The sequence below is a fragment of the Shewanella gaetbuli genome, assembly GCF_023284065.1.
Lineage (GTDB): Bacteria > Pseudomonadota > Gammaproteobacteria > Enterobacterales > Shewanellaceae > Shewanella > Shewanella gaetbuli.
In genome coordinates this window covers 35,313-52,868 of record NZ_JAKIKP010000005.1, presented here as the reverse complement: position 1 = coordinate 52,868, position 17,556 = coordinate 35,313, and the positions used below count along the sequence as shown (strand labels likewise).

Here is a 17,556-nt window from a genome sequence, read left to right as displayed (position 1 = left end):
TCATTATTGACTCCTTAACCTCTGGCTCGAGGTACCATGATTAGAAATTCACCGTAAGTGAAGCGTTAATATCGTAAGCCGTATCGACTACTGGCAGCATTGAAAAAGCGGTGCCGGCGATAACATCATCAATTTTTTGTGGTGCACCAACAGGTGTACCGCTGCCGGTGTATTCATAATCGTAATAAAGCCCTGCAAGCTTGATGAACATACGAGGGTTGATATCAAAAATATAATAGGCTTCACCCACATGACCACGAGTCGCTAATTTACTACCAATAGGATCGTCTTGAGCTTGAGTAAAAGGTGTCCAATATTCAGAACCGTAGTTATATTCCAAGCCAAACTTCCCTAGAGGTGCGGGAATTTGTATGCCCACATAAATGCCATAACCATCTTTAACTGAAGGGTCTTGCGCATATTTAGGTACCATAATGATCTCGGTACCATTATTATTAAGCTCTGCTTCAAACACCCCATCACTTAACATGCCACCAAATAAGCCGCTGTTACCATTAGGTTCAGCACGAGTCCAACCTAATGAGCCAAAAACTTTGAAGTCTTCATCACTTTCAAAGGCATAGCCAACACCACCTAAATACATGTCACCAATTACACCGCTTGGCTGAACACGAGTGACAAAGTTGAAGTTGTCGAACTTTTGCATATCTTGATACATAGTAGGCGCAAAAATTCCTGCTAACTGAGTTGGAAATGCCATTGTGCCTTTAAACCCATCATTAACGTCTTTAGCGCCAAAAATAGTCAGTTGTAAGAAATGGTTACCATCATTAATAGCATCAATATTAAAGCCACCTAAGTGGGTATCTTTGGTAACAATATCGCCGAACATTTCGCCATTTCCCCACTGCGATTCAAACCCCTGACCATAACAAAAGCGTACAACTTGCCCTTCGATACCGGTAATTTCACCAAGGTTGTAACCTAAAGTTGCCCCATCAAAATTAAAATTAACTAGATGTCCAGAAGGTGTACCACCACGCTTTTCATTTTCTCGGTAATGGCTAGGTGGGCCATAAGTTGATGGGCGACGTCCAATGGATAAATAAGTTTGGCTACCACCAATATTACGCCAATCAAAATAGGCTCGTTCAACCCTTAGCCAGTCTCCACTAGTATTACCGCTATTGGTGCCATCCATAGTGAAAGAGCGCCAGGAATCAAACACTTGAGTACCCGTAGAGTCACCCCAATTTTTATACATTGATAAACGACCAGAAAAGCTAACGTTACTCCAAACCTTAGCTTTAATATCTAGACGAAGTCTGGTGGTATAAAACAAATCATTATCAATATCTTGAATAGTTTTAGGCGCTAATACATAAGGTAATACACCTTGTAATTGACCACTTTGAAAAGCTTGAGCCAAATTGGGGTTTGCTGCCATCATTTGTCCAAGCGGTGAGTTTTCATCTGTAGGCAAACCAAAAGCACCAGACATTGCTTTATTGCCGAAGTCAGAAAAATCAACATTCATTGCAGGGTTCCAAGTCACATTCTGATAATGCAACGAGTGCACTTTGGTTCTAAAATCACCGGTAATGTTTATTCTATCAAGGGCCGTATGCCTTTCTGTTTTATCCACGCGACTACTCATATCTTCAAGTTCATCGGTGATAGCATCAAGCTGACGCTGTAATTCGGCTATTTTTTGACTGTCATTGTTTGTAGGTGAAGAGTCGGCCATTACGTTTATGCTGCTTAAGGCTAAAACATTGGCAATTAAAATCGAGATTAAGGTACGCATAATAGTGCTTCCTTTTTATTACGCTAACATTGGTAAATCACCCTTGTTAGCTAAATTTTGGCTGCAGAAAGCCCTGAGGTAATGCCTCATTTTTTCTACATTCAATCAAATTAGATAAGGTTTAGTGGAAAGTACCCACTTAATAATTAGGTAATTGCGTTATTATCCGCAGGTTTGGGGCTGTTCTGAATCGGCCGCATGATCATACAAAAACTGCTGTATATCTTTTAGCTCTTGTTCAGATAGTGCCTTAAAAACTTCAGGTTTTGATTTGTGTTGGTCACGCTCAAAAAAACGATCCCACTGACCCATTGTTTTTGCCATGGGGGTTAACTCTGGCCCCTCACTATTTACGCTATGGCAAGCTTTGCATTGCTTTTTATACAAATGTTTGCCTTTTTTAGGGTTACCACCATCTGCAGCAATCGCGCTGGCTCCCAAGGTCAGTATTACAGCGATTACAACGCCTAATTGAGTGAATAATTTCATCATCAGTACCTCTCAAGTTATTTTTATCGTAAAGGGAGAAAATCAATATTTATCTACCTTGTTAACAATGTTACTCAAAAGTAACGGATAATAATTTGATGTTGATCATGTTCATAAGAAAAATCTAATTGATAATAATATTATTGATAAAAACCTAATGAACAGGATATAAGTGTCAGGTTTGTTAGGACAAATTCTTATTAGAAAACAATAGAATCTTCTGCTAGGAAAGGGCGTAGTGAGTCATCAAAAAATATACATAATACTTGAAAGGTTACTGCAAATAAAAAAGGCCGCCTGAAAAAGCAGCCTTTAATTAAAGAGATAATTAATTTGAGTTCAACTCTTCCATGGGTAACCAATTCACTTTAACACCCGCCTGTAAAAACATATCTTGGCTGATTTTAATCTTCTCACCCCAGCGTGATAAAAAATCTTCGCTTTGTTCTGGGCAGAACACGCCTGTAATACCAGTTTGAATAATTTTAGCCGCGCAGTTTGGACAAGGAAAATGAGTCACCCAAATATCGCAACCATCTAAATCTCGCTTAGCAAATAAAATGGCGTTTTCTTCCGCATGTAAGGTTTTAAGTAACTTCATGTCACGATCATCGGTTTCAGCACTGTCTGAAATACCGTGGGGATAACCATTAAAGCCCACTGATACAATACGATTATGCTTGGTGATCACCGCGCCAACTTGAGTTGAAGGATCTTTACTCCACGACCCAACTAACTCCGCCATTTGAAAAAATCGCTTTGCCCATTTAGAAATCATCGTTAATACCTTTTAAAGTGACATTAAAGCTTGGTAACTTATTGATATTTATCTTACCCGATAACCACAAAAAAACAGCTATGTTATTTTGCATCTGCTAACAGTTTCGACCACTGATAATAAAATCAGCGTCAGTAGTGCGAGTTTACTCCTATAAAGCATACTTATCTTTGTATCGTTTTAGTTTAATTAAAATAACTTAACAGCATGTTTTATATAGTACAAATTTCAAACACCATGGTTAAAAAACCTAATCTATATGTCTTTCTGGTAAGTGGGCCGGTATTGATTCACAAATCCTCCCCTACTTAGCATATTTACACTAGCCATAAGAGCCAATAAAGCATAGGATCTAACACCAGCAATTTTTGTTATTTGGAGCGTTAAGCATTATGAGCATAAGAGCCATCATCGTTGATACTGCCGGTACTACTACCGATTTAAATTTTATTCAGGATGTCTTATTCCCTTACTCCAAAAATACCATGGCAGACTTTCTTGATAAAAATCAGCACAATGCCCTTGTTGATTACTGCATTAGCGATGTAAAAGATATTGCCTTAGAACCCGATGCTGATTTAGCCCGTGTGACCGAAATTTTATGTCAGTGGATTGATGAAGACCGTAAAGTCACCCCGTTAAAAACATTACAAGGGTTAATTTGGAAACAAGGCTATGCCAACTCTGAATTTACTGGCCATATTTACCCTGACTTCATTGACAATATCGAACGCATTTTAGCCGCTAACATTCGTATTTATAGCTTTTCTTCAGGCTCTGCTGACGCGCAAAGATTATTATTTAGCCATACTGATTCAGGCGACATCACTGCTAAATTCAGCGGCCACTTTGATACGCGAACAGGCAACAAGCTTGATAAGCAAGCCTATAGCAATATTTGCAACACCATCAGCTTGAAACCTAAGCAAATGCTATTTATTTCTGATTTAGTTGATGAGTTAAAAGCCGCTGACGCCGCAGGAATGATGACTTGCCAAATGGTCAGAGACCCAAGCATTAAAACTGGAAAATTTAACACCATCACCACCTTTGATGAGCTAGAGTGTTAATTGTTCAGCTCAAATAAACAAAAAAAACGACCTTAAATAGGTCGTTTTTTTATGGATAGGCTCAATTAAATTTCTTCATTAAATAACAAAACGACACTGCCGCCACTCAGCGCACTGCCAAAATTAACTGTCACTCCCAAGCCTATATTATCTAACATAGGCAAGTCATTTGATGTATCTACCAGCCAGCCTAATCCCGCTTCATAATAATGATTCGTTTCAAAAGCATCGACAGCATCACCGTGAATATCGACTCGCTTCATTAACAACCTTAATTCATTGTATCGTTGCCAAACCGACGGAAACTCATAATGAAAAATAACCGAATTACTAAAGCGTAAGACTTCTGGCGAGACATTTTGCAAGGCATTATCATATTCAATCATCTTACCTGTACCGTAATTGATACGACTGACAAATTGCCACTTATGCCCCCAAAACATGTCCACAAAATGTAACTCGACTGACGGGTCAAACATTAATGCTCTATAGGCAGTATTAAACACAATGCCATCAACTTCATCACTCAGTAAAGGGTACTCTTGGGCATCAAAATCAAGCCGGTTATGGTAATCAACAAACTGACCGCCAACGCCCATTTTATAGGTCCATTGGTTATTGATTGAATAACGCCATAAATACTCAAACTTCGCTAAGTAACTTTGTTCGTCAAAATCATTCAATGCAGAACCATCACCAGACAAAGCAAGATCATCATGAGAAGCTACGTAAGATATTCGCGCCGACATAGCGGTTTGCCAGTCAGACTTTTTTGACCAATCCGTGGTATAAGGCAAACTATACACACTGAGTTTTTTACGTCTTTGTAAAGAAACCGAATCACCAAATTCGGGTCTATTGATACCCAATACGGTATTAGGGTTAAAATTCACTACCCCCAAAGTCACTAGGTTGCCATCAGCGAGCACCATGGCAGAGGTAATATTACTTTTGGCAAAATTACCCGCAAATTGATCGACGTTACTTTCTTCTCCACTAACAGAAAATACGGCCAAACAGCAAAGTAATCCCCTCCCTGCACAACCCACTGAATACTTCAAAAATTGACCTCCATTGTTACTGTCACTGCCAAGCGAGGAAAACAAGCTGCTTGATGCTACTTTCACTAAAGTATAGATAACTATTTCTGATAAATACCTCAGCCAATTATAAAAACCTAGCTTAACAGTTTAGCTAGTTAAACATTCACTGATTACCGGTTAAGCCTTGTTGTTAACCTGAATGATTGCTAAATTAATCACACAATTAAAACACCCGTTTAATTCACGTCTTATTACGGCTTAATTTAGGATGCTTTACTATGGAAGATTTTATCGCCTCTCACCCAATTCGCACTGATATCAATGTAGTTTGGGGAGAAATGGATGCGCTACAGCATGTGAATAATGTGGTTTATTTCAGATATTTTGAAACCGCCAGAATTGATTTTTTTAATCAAATTAACTTACTGGGTGAATTACAAAAAACAGGGGTTGGCCCCGTTGTCAGCGAAACCAATGCACGTTATAAACGTCCGGTGACATTTCCCGACACTTTAACGATTGGGGTAAGCATTAGTGATATAAAATCAGACCGTTTTACCATGCACTACACCGCTTACAGTCAACAGCAGCAAGCCATCACTACCCTCGGCTGGGCCAATATCGTTATGTTTAACTTTAAAACCGGTAAAAAAGCTGAACTCAACGACACCTTACTCGCGGCACTAAAAAGTCACCAAAAGTAAGCGACGAAAAAGAGTCTTGTGGAGGGTTAACATGGCTTACATTAATCGCGTCAACGGTTGTAATGCTCGTTGACGCTTAATACAACAATATTGCGCAAACGCGCTTAGCCTGTATAGGCGGATAACTGCTGTTTTACTTCATCTGAAAGTGGCTGGCTTTTTTCAGTTTGATAATCGTAATGCACCATGGTGGTTTTTGCTTCAGCGGTTTGCCTACCTTGTTGCCAACAGCTTTGAGTGATTTCAAAGCTACTATTACCAATACGGCTAATATGAGTTTTCACCACCACCGCCTTGCCGTAAAAAGTGGGCGCATTAAAGGCAATGGTAAAACCGGCAATAATCATGTTCCATTTTGATAAGTCTTGACCTGGGTTAACAATTTCAAAAACCGGATCACGAGCCGCCTCAAACCACACCGGAATCACGGTATTGTTAATATGACCAAGGGCGTCGGTTTCACAAAAACGTGGCATTAATTCCATCGAAAAATGTTTATCTGTCACAAAGCATCCTAATTATTGTTATTTTTTGCGTGGCAGCATTGTATGAGGTTTATTCCATATCATCAAAAAAGTCTTTATCACCAATAGACTTATTGATGTAATGATAAACGAACAGCAATAATAACCAGTTGATTAATATAAGAGTAAATCAACAAAAAGATACTAATGAAAAGACCTAAATCCTGTTTGGCATTTCAAGTCATTATCATCTTTTAGAGGGTTTGCTTTGGTTGTAGACTCGTCATACACCCAGTAAGTCATAAACCTTGGCAGGCATTTTTTGTGAATAGCGGTCTCATGTTCTTGAAAGGTGAATCGAAGAGTTAAAATGCATCCCACAACAGGAATTAACCAGATAAAAGCCAGTCTTGCCGCTTTTATCGCTGGCTTAGTTGCCATATCTTTAACCACTATTACGCTGGCAATAATATTTAAATAACTCAAAATCAGAATAACAATCATAAAAGCAATAACTAAATAATTCATACCGCCTCCATATTCAATACGATAAATGGCTAAGCCTATTGCTCAATCATGTTCTACTGTCATAAAACACATTTAGCCGCCAGATTACAAGCGAGGAATTCAGAAGCGTGTATGCAACTCTTACGATGAGTCAATAAACAAATAACCATAATCAAACACTAACAAGGGCACCGAAGCGCCCTTAATAAGTTATCAACTCAAGCTAACACCTTAATACATTGCGTTAATTTCTTCGTTGTATTTACTGTAAATATTTTTACGACGCAGTTTTAATGTTGGGGTAATTAATCCCGCTTCCATTGAAAATGCTTCTGGCAATAAGGTGAACTTTTTAATTTTTTCAAACCCTGCTAGCTCATGCTGTAACTCTTTCAAACGATGCTCAAAGTGTTCAATTACTTGGCTATTGCGTAATAACTCAATAGGGCTTTCAACCTTAATGCCTTTTTCTGTCGCCCAAGCTTCAAGCGCATCAAATGCCGGTACAATTAACGCAGAGACATAATTTCTAGCATCAGCAATAATGGCAACCTGTTCAACAAAAGGACAACAACCCACTTTGCCTTCTACACGTTGTGGCGCAATGTATTTACCATTAGATGTTTTCATCAGCTCTTTAATGCGGTCTGTAATGTATAAGTTACCTTCAGCATCTAGTACACCTGCATCACCGGTTTTTAACCAGCCATCTTCAAAGGCTTCTGCGGTATCTTCAGGGCGGTTATAGTAACCACGCATCACGGTTTCGCCGCGCACTAAAATTTCATTATTGGCGCCAATTTTCACTTCCATGGCATGTAATGGTTTACCGTTTGAGCCCGGTACACGATTACTTAACGTGTTACAGGTAACCGTGGCACAGGTTTCTGTCATGCCATAACCACATAAAATCGGCACGCCAATGCTGTGGAAAAAGCCGCCCACATTGACATCTAGTGCCGCGCCGCCAACAGGCATAAACTTCAAGCGACCACCTAGTACGTTTTGTAACTTACTAAACACCAGTTTGTTGGCTAACTTCCATTGAATGGCTAACCCTGTGCTTGGTTTTTTACGGCCTTGGGTAACTTCAAATTGACGCGCACCTACCCCTATTGCCCAGTTGAATAATTTCTGACGTAAGGCTGGAGCGGTATTCACTTTGTCATGTACAGCGCTATACACTTTTTCTAAAAAGCGTGGCACAACACATAAAGTATGTGGACGCACTGCGGCAATGGCTTCTTTTACGCGGTTAGTGTCACTTAAATACACGTTATGACCACCACGGCAGAGTACATACATACTCCAACCGCGCTCAAACACGTGGCTTAATGGTAAAAATGCTAATGACACATCACCGGGTTTAAAGGCAATTTCATCATCATGCTGCTCAATCATTGAGGCAATATTGCGATAATCCAGCATCACCCCTTTAGGGTCGCCTGTTGTACCTGAGGTATAAATAAGCGTCAGTAGGTCATCTAAATTGGCGGCGGTTAAACGGCTGGTTAATTCAGTTTCACTAGCTGCTGAATGTGTTGAAGCAAGTAATGCATCAAAATGAAAATGCTCACTAGAGGCTAGCGTTACAGATGAATCAAATACCACAATATGCTGCACGCTTGGGCACTGAGTTTGAATTTTACACGCGGTATGGTATTGCGCTTCATTATCAACAAAAACCACTTTTGCACGTGCATCATTAACAATAAACACTGCTTGTTCAATGGTATTTGTTGGATAAACAGGTACCACTATGTTGCGGGCTTTAAGTGCGCCAACATCAGCACAAGTCCACTGAGGACAGTTGTTAGCAATAATTGCAACTTTATCTTGGCTGTGTAAACCAAAATCAATTAACAGCTGTGCGACTTTATTGGTGATAGTGTCAAACTGCTTCCATGAAACCATATCCCATGGCGCTGCTGTTTCAAACCCTTCTAGCGCGACTGCGTCACCCAAGCTTTGACCTTGCTGCTGCAGCAACTTAACTAAATGATATTTTTCTAGAGACATTGTACTACCACCCATTTTAGCTTACACCTGTACATCTTTTTGTGGGCATTCTACCCGAAGCCACACAAAACCATAAGTATTTTTAAGTTAATCATGGGGGCTGGATCACTTTTAAACTGTCAAAACTTACATTTATTGATCGATAACCCATTATTCCACACTTGGCGTTTACTTTTTAGCAACAAACCTAGGGGGTCAGCCATAAAATGACCAGCCCACTTCCCTATTATAGGGGCTAAATAACACGCTAGAGCAGTATTGTTATTCACGTTATAATTGCCCGCTGGTGCTCAATCTATTCTCAAATGCCATTATCATATAAAGGCATAATCATCATTAATCAGCGAGTTAGTTTGCCGAATTCACTAAGATTGACTTAAACTCCCAAGCACAAGTTTGACTACAGTGATGACAAGATAAAAATAGTTAAACATCAAACACAATCATTTAAAAATGCAAAAAGGAAACGTTCTGATGGTCAACAGGAAGTTAGTCAGCAAAGCGCTAACCATGCAACGACGCAAACCAACGGTGTATTCAACGCGATGGGCTATGATTTTATGCGTATTGCTTTCCCCGTTTGGGAACATCAATGCCAGTTTAGCCAGTGACACGAATACGATTAGCGCTGAAAAAACCACCGTAATTAATTCTCAAGCAAAAACCAGCCCGTGCTATTTAGACGGTATGGCCGAGCAATTACAGTGCGGACAAATCACCGTTGCAGAAAACCCTGCAAAACCAGACGGCACCCAAATTGATATTCATTTTGCTATTTTGCCTGCCATCAAAAATACTCACCCCAATGAAGCATTATTGGCCATTGCAGGAGGCCCCGGACAATCGGCGGTTGAGCATGCAGCAGGGTTTGATCGCCTATTAAGTAAAGTACGCCAACAGCGCGATATATTACTGATTGACCAACGCGGTACAGGCCAATCGAATATATTGAATTGTGAAGATAGTAGTGTCACTTCAACACTGGCATTTGACGATGAAAGCATCGACATGATAGCTGAAACCCAAAAATGCCTAGACCAAACTACCGCCGACATTACCCAATACGGCAGCGAAACCGCACTCACTGATTTTGAAGCGGTAAGAACTTACCTTGGCTATAACAAACTTCACCTTTACGGTGTCTCTTATGGCACCAGAATGGCGCAGCTTTATATGCGTCATTACCCTGAAGCTCTTGCCACTGTAACCATAGATGGTGTGGTACCAATGCAGCAAAGTGTCTTAGCCATTGGCAGCGCCATTGAACGAGGTTTTCAATTACTCATTCGTGATTGTGAAAACAATACCGCATGCCAACAGCAATTTCCTGAGCTGCTTGCTGACTTTACCAAGGTTAATGAGCGCCTAGCTAAATCACCGGTAACAGAAAAAGTAAAAGACCCACTCACTAACGAACCCAGCACTTTTTTACTCACCCGCAGTAAATTTGTCGGCGCTGTACGCATGGCGTTATACACTCCAGCAGTTCGTGCCCTGCTACCTCATGCCATTCATCAAGCTGCCAATGAAGATTATCAAGCCATTCTAGGCATATACGCGCTGTCAGCTGACGGAGTAGGCTTAGCAATGGGTATGCATGCTTCAGTCGTGTGCGGCGAAGATATTCACCGCATAACTGAGCAAATGCGCAAAGATGCCAAAGAATCTTATGTGAGCGCCAACATGATTGACGGCCTAGAGCAAACCTGTGAAGTGTGGAAAATGCCCCCTGTTGATGATGACTTTAGTCAACCCATTAACAGCGACTTACCCACCTTACTTTTGTCAGGCGAGTTAGACCCTGCCACCCCACCTAATTGGGCAGCGCTTGCTAAAAAGCAGATGACCAATGCCAAGCATTTAATCTCACCCTTTGCTACCCACGGTGTAGCTGCACAAACCTGTGCCAACGACCTCATTGCCGATTTAGTTAATAGCAACAGCGTAAAAGACATTGATGCCAGCTGTTTAGAAAAAGATATTCGCAGAAGTTTTTATCTAAATGCCAACACAGTTGAGCCCCAATTAGCGCAGGCCGCGCCATCAACTGATGATGACGCAGCTTCCCAAAATGCCACTGGCACAGATAAGGAATAATCATGATTTCAGTGACAAATTTATCGAAAAAAATTGGCGACGTGCAAGCGCTAAATCAACTGAGCTTTAGTGCTCAAGACGGTAAAATCACCGGCTTGTTAGGCCCTAATGGTGCCGGTAAAACCACCTGTTTGCGTACACTATTTGGTTTATTAACCCCCGACGAAGGCCATACCGAAGTTGACGGCATTAATGTTGCCGAGCAGCCCGTAGCCGCTAAACAGCAATTAGGGTTATTTCCAGATCCCTTTGGACTGTATGAACGTTTAACACCACGGGAATATATTCAATACTTTGCAGAGCTTAGCGGCATGTCTCGTAAAGATGCTAAAAAAGCGACACAAGATGTTATTGAGCAGCTGCATTTAAATGACATTAGCGAACGCCGCTGTAAAGGGTTTTCTCAAGGTCAGCGGATGAAAACCGCACTGGCACAAGCCATTGTCCACCAGCCTACCAATATTATTCTAGACGAGCCCACCCGCGGCCTAGACGTTATGAGCACCCGCTTATTACGTGACATATTGTTAGACCTAAAAGCCCGTGGCCACTGCGTATTATTCTCAAGCCATGTTATGCAAGAAGTGGCCGCACTGTGCGATCACGTTATTGTTATGGCAAACGGACAAGTGGTCGCCACCGGCAGCCCAGAAGAGCTTTGCCAACAAACCGGCGAAACCTCATTAGAAGAAGCCTTTATTAAGCTTATCGGCACCGACGAAGGGATTGCAGCATAATGAATAAACTTATCGCAATGGTGCGCAAAGAGTTAATTGATGCCGCCCGAGACAAACGTTCTGTTATGGCAGGCTTATATTACGCCATTGGTACGCCACTGCTTATGTGTGGCATGTTTATGGTATTAATAGGCCAATTAACCAGTCCTGAAGATTTAAACATTACTATTCAAAAAGCCCAAAATGCACCTGACTTAGTGCGTTACCTTGGCAACAAAGGCATTAACGCTGTTGACCCAGACTCCGCAGAAAAAGGCCCTGATATCAAAGATATTGATATAAAAGATATTACCTTAATAATTAGCGACGATTATGCTGAAAACATGGCCAAAGCCAAACCAGCAGAAGTGATTTTACAAGCGGATAATTCTAATGAAAAATTGCAAAAATCCATTCAACGCTTAAAGCGTGAATTACAAGCATACAACGCTGAAATGGGCAGTTTGCGCCTAATCGCGCGCGGGGTTAATCCTCAAGTTATGCAATCCATTAAGGTAAACGTACAAGACCAAGCCACGCCAGATTCTAGAGGCGGTATGATCTTAGGGATTGCTATTTTCACCATGATTTATTCGGTGTTTATTTCAGGTATGAACCTTGCTATTGACACCAGTGCAGGTGAACGTGAACGCAACTCTTTAGCACTGATGCTCAGCCACCCAATAAGTACCCGCCAACTAGTACTAGGTAAAGTGATAGCAGTAACCACCTTTGCCTTGTTGGGGTTAATACTCATATTGCTTATTTCGAAAGTAGCCTACGCCTTTGTGCCGTGGCAAGAACTGGGCTTTAGCATTAATATTTCCACCGACTTTATGGCACTTATGTTTGCCATTGGTATTCCTGTAGCGCTGCTAGCTTCAACATTACAATTGTTTGTGTCATTTATGGCAAAAACCTTTAAAGAAGCACAGTCATACTTAACCATGGTGTTATTTGTACCCTTAGCATTATCCATGGCCGCCAGTTACAACATCGCCCCTGATGCACTGCAATGGCTACCGGTTTCAGGCCAACAACAGGCATTAATGGACTTCATTAAAGGGAAAGACATTCCCATGATGCAGTTAGCGGTATCCTCAGCAGCAACAATCATCATTTCAATTGCGCTGATGTTAGGACTAGAAAAAATGCTTAAAAGTGAAAAGGTGGTGTTTGGCTTATAAGCCACATTGATTGAAATAGTATTTTTTGATGAGTGAGTCACCAATATAAAATAAGGCTGGGTAAACCAGCCTTATTTTTTTGAATAGAATTCAGCATTCTAACTCATAGTAACCCATCCAATTGGTTTACTTCGCTTTAAGTTTACTTCGCTTTAGGTCTAAACGGTTTAATTACTGCTTCGTTACACTCTAAAAATGGCCCTTCCATTAGATCTATGCAGTATGGAATAGCAGGGAATACGGCATCTAAACACTCACGAATAGACTTAGGCTTACCTGGTAGGTTTACAATAAGTGAGTCACCGCGTAAGCCAGCTGTTTGGCGAGATAGAATGGCAGTAGGAACAAACTTTAACGACTCGGCGCGCATCAGTTCGCCAAAACCTGGCATCATACGATCACATACCGCTTCGGTTGCTTCTGGGGTGACATCTCGTTTGGCAGGGCCTGTTCCGCCGGTGGTGACAATTAAACAACAGTCTTGCTCGTCTGCCATTTTTATGAGGGTTGCTTCAATAACATCTGTTTCGTCAGGAATGACCTCGTATACAGGTTCCCACTCAGATGTCAGGTAATCGTTTAAGGTATCAATAATCGCCTTACCCGAAATATCTTCATATACACCCGCACTTGCACGATCACTTACGGTGACAATACCAATTTTTGCTTTGCTCATATTCAACTCTTTTATAATCAACTTTACAGACTAGATGAATGAAACTTGCTGGCTATTTTTCGTGTTACTACACCTTAAACAGCAAACATTAATGGCCGTTAAAATAACATAATAAAAGCAATTAATCTGGACTTTAAATGTGATAACACTCGAGCAAAACGTGCCATGTTATTTGCCATGAACGGGCTCCAGTGTAAGTGCTTTAGAGGCTTAATCTGCTGTTAGCTTGCGGTTAATTGCCGCCTAACTTATCCAAAAAACCACCAATTTTTTCATCTGCACGCTTTTTAAGTTCTTCCTTAGCGCGTTGCTTAACTTTATCTTCAACGGCTTTTTTCGCTTGTTTAATAATGTTATCTAGCATTGATTTCACAATCGCGCCACCCACTTGATCTGCGGGTAAACCATTAGGCACACCAACAGGGCTTGCATTAAAGGCGGGTAAGGTTAATTGGTACTTCTCTTGCCCTACTGCGGTCATATCAACCGTAAGCTTTACCCCTTCAATAGTAACCTTATTAACAGCAACTAAGAATGGCTCTGAAGATTCTGCAGGCGTGTCCTTTGGCTGTTCAGGTTTCGGTTCTGAGCTTGATGAATCAGAAGAACTGGGTAGTTGAGCGCTTAGGTTATCTTTTAGTACGGTTAAATTATTTTTACCATCAGCGGTAACTTCAAATAAGACACTGGGGCCTGAGACTAAAAGCTCGTTGATCACAAAAGGTTGCTGACTGGCCGTTTTAATATCAATATCAAGTTTGATTTCATCAAAAGAAAATGCATTTTCGTCGCTATAACCTGTCGGGTTTTGTACCGTAAAGCCTTTTAGGTCGCCATAGCCTTTTAACGGTTGTAAGTCTACATTGGCCAGTGAAACGGTGGTTTGTAAATAATGGCTGCCTTGCTTTTCAACCTGGGTTTTCACAATGTCATTTAAATTGGCAAACAGCCAATATACACCCGCTCCAACAGCGAAAATAATCGCCACGACTACAAATAAAATTATTTTTTTCACAATACTATTCCTTTACTTTAAAGTGAGTTACTGAAATTGCTGTTTGATAAAACTATACGCCTCAATCAATAAAAGCGTTTGCTAAATTTATACTTAGGCGCCCAATAGGGGTTATCTAACGCCGAAATTATCACGCCTTTTTTAGTTGAGACATGTAAAAACTGGTTATTTCCCATATATACCCCTACATGACGAGTGTTCCTATTGACTCTAAAAAATACTAAATCTCCAATTTGCAAATTTGCTCTGGCTACTTCTTTGCCCAAAGACTGTTGGCTTTTTACGGTGCGGCCAACACGTTCACCCAAAATATCTTGATAAGCTAAATAGACTAAACCAGAACAATCTAGCCCTCGCTTTGACAACCCACCAAAACGGTAAGGTGTACCTTTCCATTGTTGATAGAACGCCGACAAACTTTTCTCATTCCATTGGGGGTGATGAACTGTAGCGTTATTTGAGGGTGTAGTTGAAGCTGAAGTCGATGAAGGCTGTTTACTTGTATTGTCATCAGGCACACTGGAACAGGCTGAAAGCCCTAGCATGATAATTAAACAGGTTAAATATTTCATAAACTGATTTCGAACAAGCAAACTTACCACCTTTATTTAATTGTCGAACGCGATGACCAGCGAACATAGTTACCATCAAAATCAAAAATTACCAGCCATAAATTTTTTGTGCCATTTTTTTGACCAATGCTTTGCTCAGAGCGATATTCTTTACTATGATTTGTGATGAATACAAACAATAATAAGTTGTGGCCTTATGGATGGAAATAATAAAAAGTCTAACACTCACCATCATTTAAAACTGTTAACCGCAAGCGTTTTTTTAAGCGTAGCCTGCTTTAACGCGGTTGCCACGCCGATAGACAAAACGATCACTATCGCGACTCAAGAGTGGGCGCCTTACCAATCACAAGATGCCTCACAACCTAATTATGCCCTTAGCGCTTTAGCGTGTGTGATGAAACATCTTAATCAGCCTTATGAAGTGGTGTTTTTACCATGGGGGCGTGCGCAATTAAGTGTCATGAATGGGCTTAATGATGGATTTTTTTCAGCGGCTCAAAATGAACAGCGTGACGACTACAGTGAAATGAGCCAGCCATTCATTGAACAAAAGTGGAACTTTTACCTTCCCAAAGACACCAACATAGGTCTGAGCAAGTCAGCCATAAAAGCCAAGGCAATTTTTGGTGGCCGCAACCACTCAAATACCACATATTGGCTCAAGAAACATAATTACAAGGTTGTTTACCAAGCTAACCATTTAGATGAGTTATTGCCTTTACTCAAACTTGGGCGAATTGACGCACTCATGGAGAATGAGCTGTTATTCAACACCGCGTTGGAAACCTTAGGCATATCGAAGAATAAGTTCCATGTTGTGCCACATATGGATATTCCTCTTGGGGTGTATTTCGGTAAATCTTTTTTAGCACAATACCCTGATTTTCTTCCACAGTTTAATCAATACACGGCAAAGTGCGCATTTAGCTCAAAGAACATTAAATAAAAATCATCCACACTGAATACAAAAATGCCTAAAGCGATTGCTTTAGGCATTTTTGTTGATAGTGCAAAATTAATAGAGAATAGTCGCCAGCACCATAGACGACACCGTTGCTATCACAGGAAATACCACCGTTAGCACACCAATATCTTTATAGGCTTGCTTATGGGTCATTTGAGTGATGGTTAATAACGCAATAATCGCGCCGCAGTGAGGTAAAGAGTCAAACCCACCGCTGGCCATAACAGAAATACGATGTAACACCTCAGCCGGAATACCTGCATTTAAATAAGTTTCTGACATGGTTTGTAAGAAAATTTGCAGTCCCCCTGCAGAAGAGCCCGTAATTGCCGACACTACGCTAATTGAGCTGAACATCGACAGGATTGGCGGAAGTTCAACAGAGCTCATCAAGCCCACAAAATTTTGAAACCCGACAGTATGTGTCACCACACCACCAAAGCCAACGACCGCAGCGGTGCTTAATAATGGCATAATGGAATCTTGAGTCCCTCGACCCATCACTAAAAAGCAATTCGCACGTACTTTTTTAAACAGTAAAGCCACTACAATCGAACCTAATAGCAGCGATAAACTAGGCCACAAAATAGGCTGTGAGGTGGCAAAGGTTAACAGCTCATTAAACACAATTGACTGTTCAAGGGTTTCGGCAGATAACAGCTTCATTAAAATACGCGGTAATAAAATAGTAAACAACACCACTACCATTGGAATAATAGCCAATGCCCAATGTGGAAACTGCTGTTTAGATAAGTCAGGAATGCTATCTTTAGGGCCTAATTCGAAACCTTCATTATTTTGTAGGGCAATTTTTCTTTGGCGCTCTAAATACCACATCCCTAAACCAAACATCACCACACTCGCCCAAATACCAATTGCGGCGCCTGCAAATAAGTCTGTGCCTAAAGCGGAAGAGGCAATAACATTTTGAATTGAAGGCGTACCCGGTAACGCTGTGAGGGTATAAGTACCTACGCCCAGGGCTAATGATGCACAAAATAAACGTTTTGGAATATTAGCTTGGCTAAATAAAATCAGCCCTAGTGGGTACATGGCAAATATCACCACAAATACCACCACTCCACTATAGGTTAGAATAGAACAGCATAAAACGGTGATCAGTAATGCCCGTTGCGGCCCCAATTTACGCGACAACGCCACGCCGATACTGGCGGCGGCATGGCTTTCTGACATCATCCGCCCAAACATTGCGCCACTAATAAATAATAAGAAAAACTTACCGGCAAAACTAAACGCCCCTAATGAGCCAAAGGCATAATATTCGCCCACTCCTGAAGCCAGTGGCAGCCCATTAGTGACAACAACAATTAATGAACATAATAACGAGGCGAAAATGATATCCACGCCTTTTAGTGCAAGCCACATTAACAGTATGACACTGCCCACCAAACCAACATATTCCATTATATACCTCTATTTTTATTATATTTTTCGCATCATTGCGAAGACGCTACTGTGCATGT

Annotated in this window: 17 protein-coding genes; 6 read left to right on the top strand and 11 right to left on the bottom strand. The window is 40.9% G+C overall.

Annotated elements, in window-relative coordinates:
* Window positions 1–40: 40 nt before the first annotated feature.
* From L2672_RS08485 to L2672_RS08475, 3 genes are all read right to left on the bottom strand, one after another.
* The gene (locus tag L2672_RS08485; RefSeq protein WP_248995410.1) at window positions 41–1,768 is read right to left on the bottom strand and encodes a DUF3373 domain-containing protein; all 1,728 of its coding nucleotides are present in this window, start codon (window positions 1,766–1,768) and stop codon (window positions 41–43) included.
* Window positions 1,769–1,930: 162 nt separating this feature from the next.
* Entirely contained in the window at window positions 1,931–2,260 is a 330-nt protein-coding gene (locus L2672_RS08480) for a c-type cytochrome (RefSeq protein ID WP_248995409.1), read from the bottom strand.
* 325 nt (window positions 2,261–2,585) lie between these two features.
* Complete coding sequence (locus tag L2672_RS08475) at window positions 2,586–3,035, bottom strand: dCMP deaminase family protein (RefSeq protein ID WP_248995408.1); 450 nt, start codon at window positions 3,033–3,035, stop codon at window positions 2,586–2,588.
* A 392-nt stretch (window positions 3,036–3,427) separates the two neighbouring features.
* Here L2672_RS08475 and mtnC point away from each other — a divergent pair, with 392 nt between their 5' ends.
* Window positions 3,428–4,105 carry an acireductone synthase gene (gene mtnC, locus L2672_RS08470; protein ID WP_248995407.1) on the top strand — a complete coding sequence of 226 codons (678 nt, stop codon included), beginning with the start codon at window positions 3,428–3,430 and terminating at the stop codon, window positions 4,103–4,105.
* 65 nt (window positions 4,106–4,170) lie between these two features.
* On the opposite strand, the gene L2672_RS08465 is transcribed toward mtnC, so the two are convergent.
* Window positions 4,171–5,166, bottom strand: a complete 996-nt coding sequence (locus L2672_RS08465; protein WP_248995406.1) for a Solitary outer membrane autotransporter beta-barrel domain — start codon at window positions 5,164–5,166, stop codon at window positions 4,171–4,173.
* Between the two features lie 260 nt (window positions 5,167–5,426).
* Between L2672_RS08465 and L2672_RS08460 the strand changes: the two genes are divergently transcribed.
* Window positions 5,427–5,852: an acyl-CoA thioesterase gene (locus tag L2672_RS08460; RefSeq protein ID WP_248995405.1), complete on the top strand. Its 426-nt coding sequence runs from the start codon at window positions 5,427–5,429 to the stop codon at window positions 5,850–5,852.
* 104 nt (window positions 5,853–5,956) lie between these two features.
* Here the strand turns inward: L2672_RS08460 and L2672_RS08455 are convergent, their stop codons facing one another.
* From L2672_RS08455 to L2672_RS08445, 3 genes are all read right to left on the bottom strand, one after another.
* A complete protein-coding gene (locus L2672_RS08455) occupies window positions 5,957–6,337 on the bottom strand; it encodes an acyl-CoA thioesterase (RefSeq protein WP_275975005.1) in 381 nt (126 codons plus the stop codon).
* Window positions 6,338–6,520: 183 nt separating this feature from the next.
* Window positions 6,521–6,844 carry a hypothetical protein gene (locus tag L2672_RS08450; protein WP_248995403.1) on the bottom strand — a complete coding sequence of 108 codons (324 nt, stop codon included), beginning with the start codon at window positions 6,842–6,844 and terminating at the stop codon, window positions 6,521–6,523.
* A 210-nt stretch (window positions 6,845–7,054) separates the two neighbouring features.
* Complete coding sequence (locus L2672_RS08445) at window positions 7,055–8,842, bottom strand: AMP-dependent synthetase/ligase (RefSeq protein WP_248995402.1); 1,788 nt, start codon at window positions 8,840–8,842, stop codon at window positions 7,055–7,057.
* Window positions 8,843–9,316: 474 nt separating this feature from the next.
* On the opposite strand from L2672_RS08445, the gene L2672_RS08440 reads away from it, so the two are divergent.
* The 3 genes from L2672_RS08440 to L2672_RS08430 are packed head-to-tail and all read left to right on the top strand — an operon-like array spanning window position 9,317 to window position 12,842.
* The gene (locus L2672_RS08440; protein WP_248995401.1) at window positions 9,317–10,939 is read left to right on the top strand and encodes an alpha/beta hydrolase; all 1,623 of its coding nucleotides are present in this window, start codon (window positions 9,317–9,319) and stop codon (window positions 10,937–10,939) included.
* Window positions 10,940–10,941: 2 nt separating this feature from the next.
* Window positions 10,942–11,676, top strand: a complete 735-nt coding sequence (locus L2672_RS08435; RefSeq protein WP_248995400.1) for an ABC transporter ATP-binding protein — start codon at window positions 10,942–10,944, stop codon at window positions 11,674–11,676.
* Window positions 11,676–12,842, top strand: a complete 1,167-nt coding sequence (locus tag L2672_RS08430) for an ABC transporter permease (protein ID WP_248995399.1) — start codon at window positions 11,676–11,678, stop codon at window positions 12,840–12,842. The genes L2672_RS08435 and L2672_RS08430 overlap by 1 nt, the downstream gene beginning before the upstream one ends.
* A gap of 142 nt (window positions 12,843–12,984) precedes the next feature.
* Here the strand turns inward: L2672_RS08430 and mog are convergent, their stop codons facing one another.
* The 3 genes from mog to L2672_RS08415 all read right to left on the bottom strand — a co-directional run bounded on the left by mog (window position 12,985) and on the right by L2672_RS08415 (window position 15,126).
* A complete protein-coding gene (gene mog, locus L2672_RS08425; protein ID WP_248995398.1) occupies window positions 12,985–13,518 on the bottom strand; it encodes a molybdopterin adenylyltransferase in 534 nt (177 codons plus the stop codon).
* 232 nt (window positions 13,519–13,750) lie between these two features.
* Entirely contained in the window at window positions 13,751–14,533 is a 783-nt protein-coding gene (locus L2672_RS08420; RefSeq protein WP_248995397.1) for a DUF748 domain-containing protein, read from the bottom strand.
* Window positions 14,534–14,598: 65 nt separating this feature from the next.
* Window positions 14,599–15,126 (bottom strand): C40 family peptidase, encoded by a 528-nt coding sequence (locus tag L2672_RS08415; protein WP_248995396.1) that lies wholly within the window; start codon window positions 15,124–15,126, stop codon window positions 14,599–14,601.
* A gap of 175 nt (window positions 15,127–15,301) precedes the next feature.
* Between L2672_RS08415 and L2672_RS08410 the strand changes: the two genes are divergently transcribed.
* The gene (locus L2672_RS08410; RefSeq protein ID WP_248995395.1) at window positions 15,302–16,054 is read left to right on the top strand and encodes a transporter substrate-binding domain-containing protein; all 753 of its coding nucleotides are present in this window, start codon (window positions 15,302–15,304) and stop codon (window positions 16,052–16,054) included.
* A gap of 69 nt (window positions 16,055–16,123) precedes the next feature.
* Here the strand turns inward: L2672_RS08410 and L2672_RS08405 are convergent, their stop codons facing one another.
* Complete coding sequence (locus tag L2672_RS08405; RefSeq protein WP_248995394.1) at window positions 16,124–17,497, bottom strand: GntP family permease; 1,374 nt, start codon at window positions 17,495–17,497, stop codon at window positions 16,124–16,126.
* Between the last annotated feature and the right edge of the window lie 59 nt (window positions 17,498–17,556).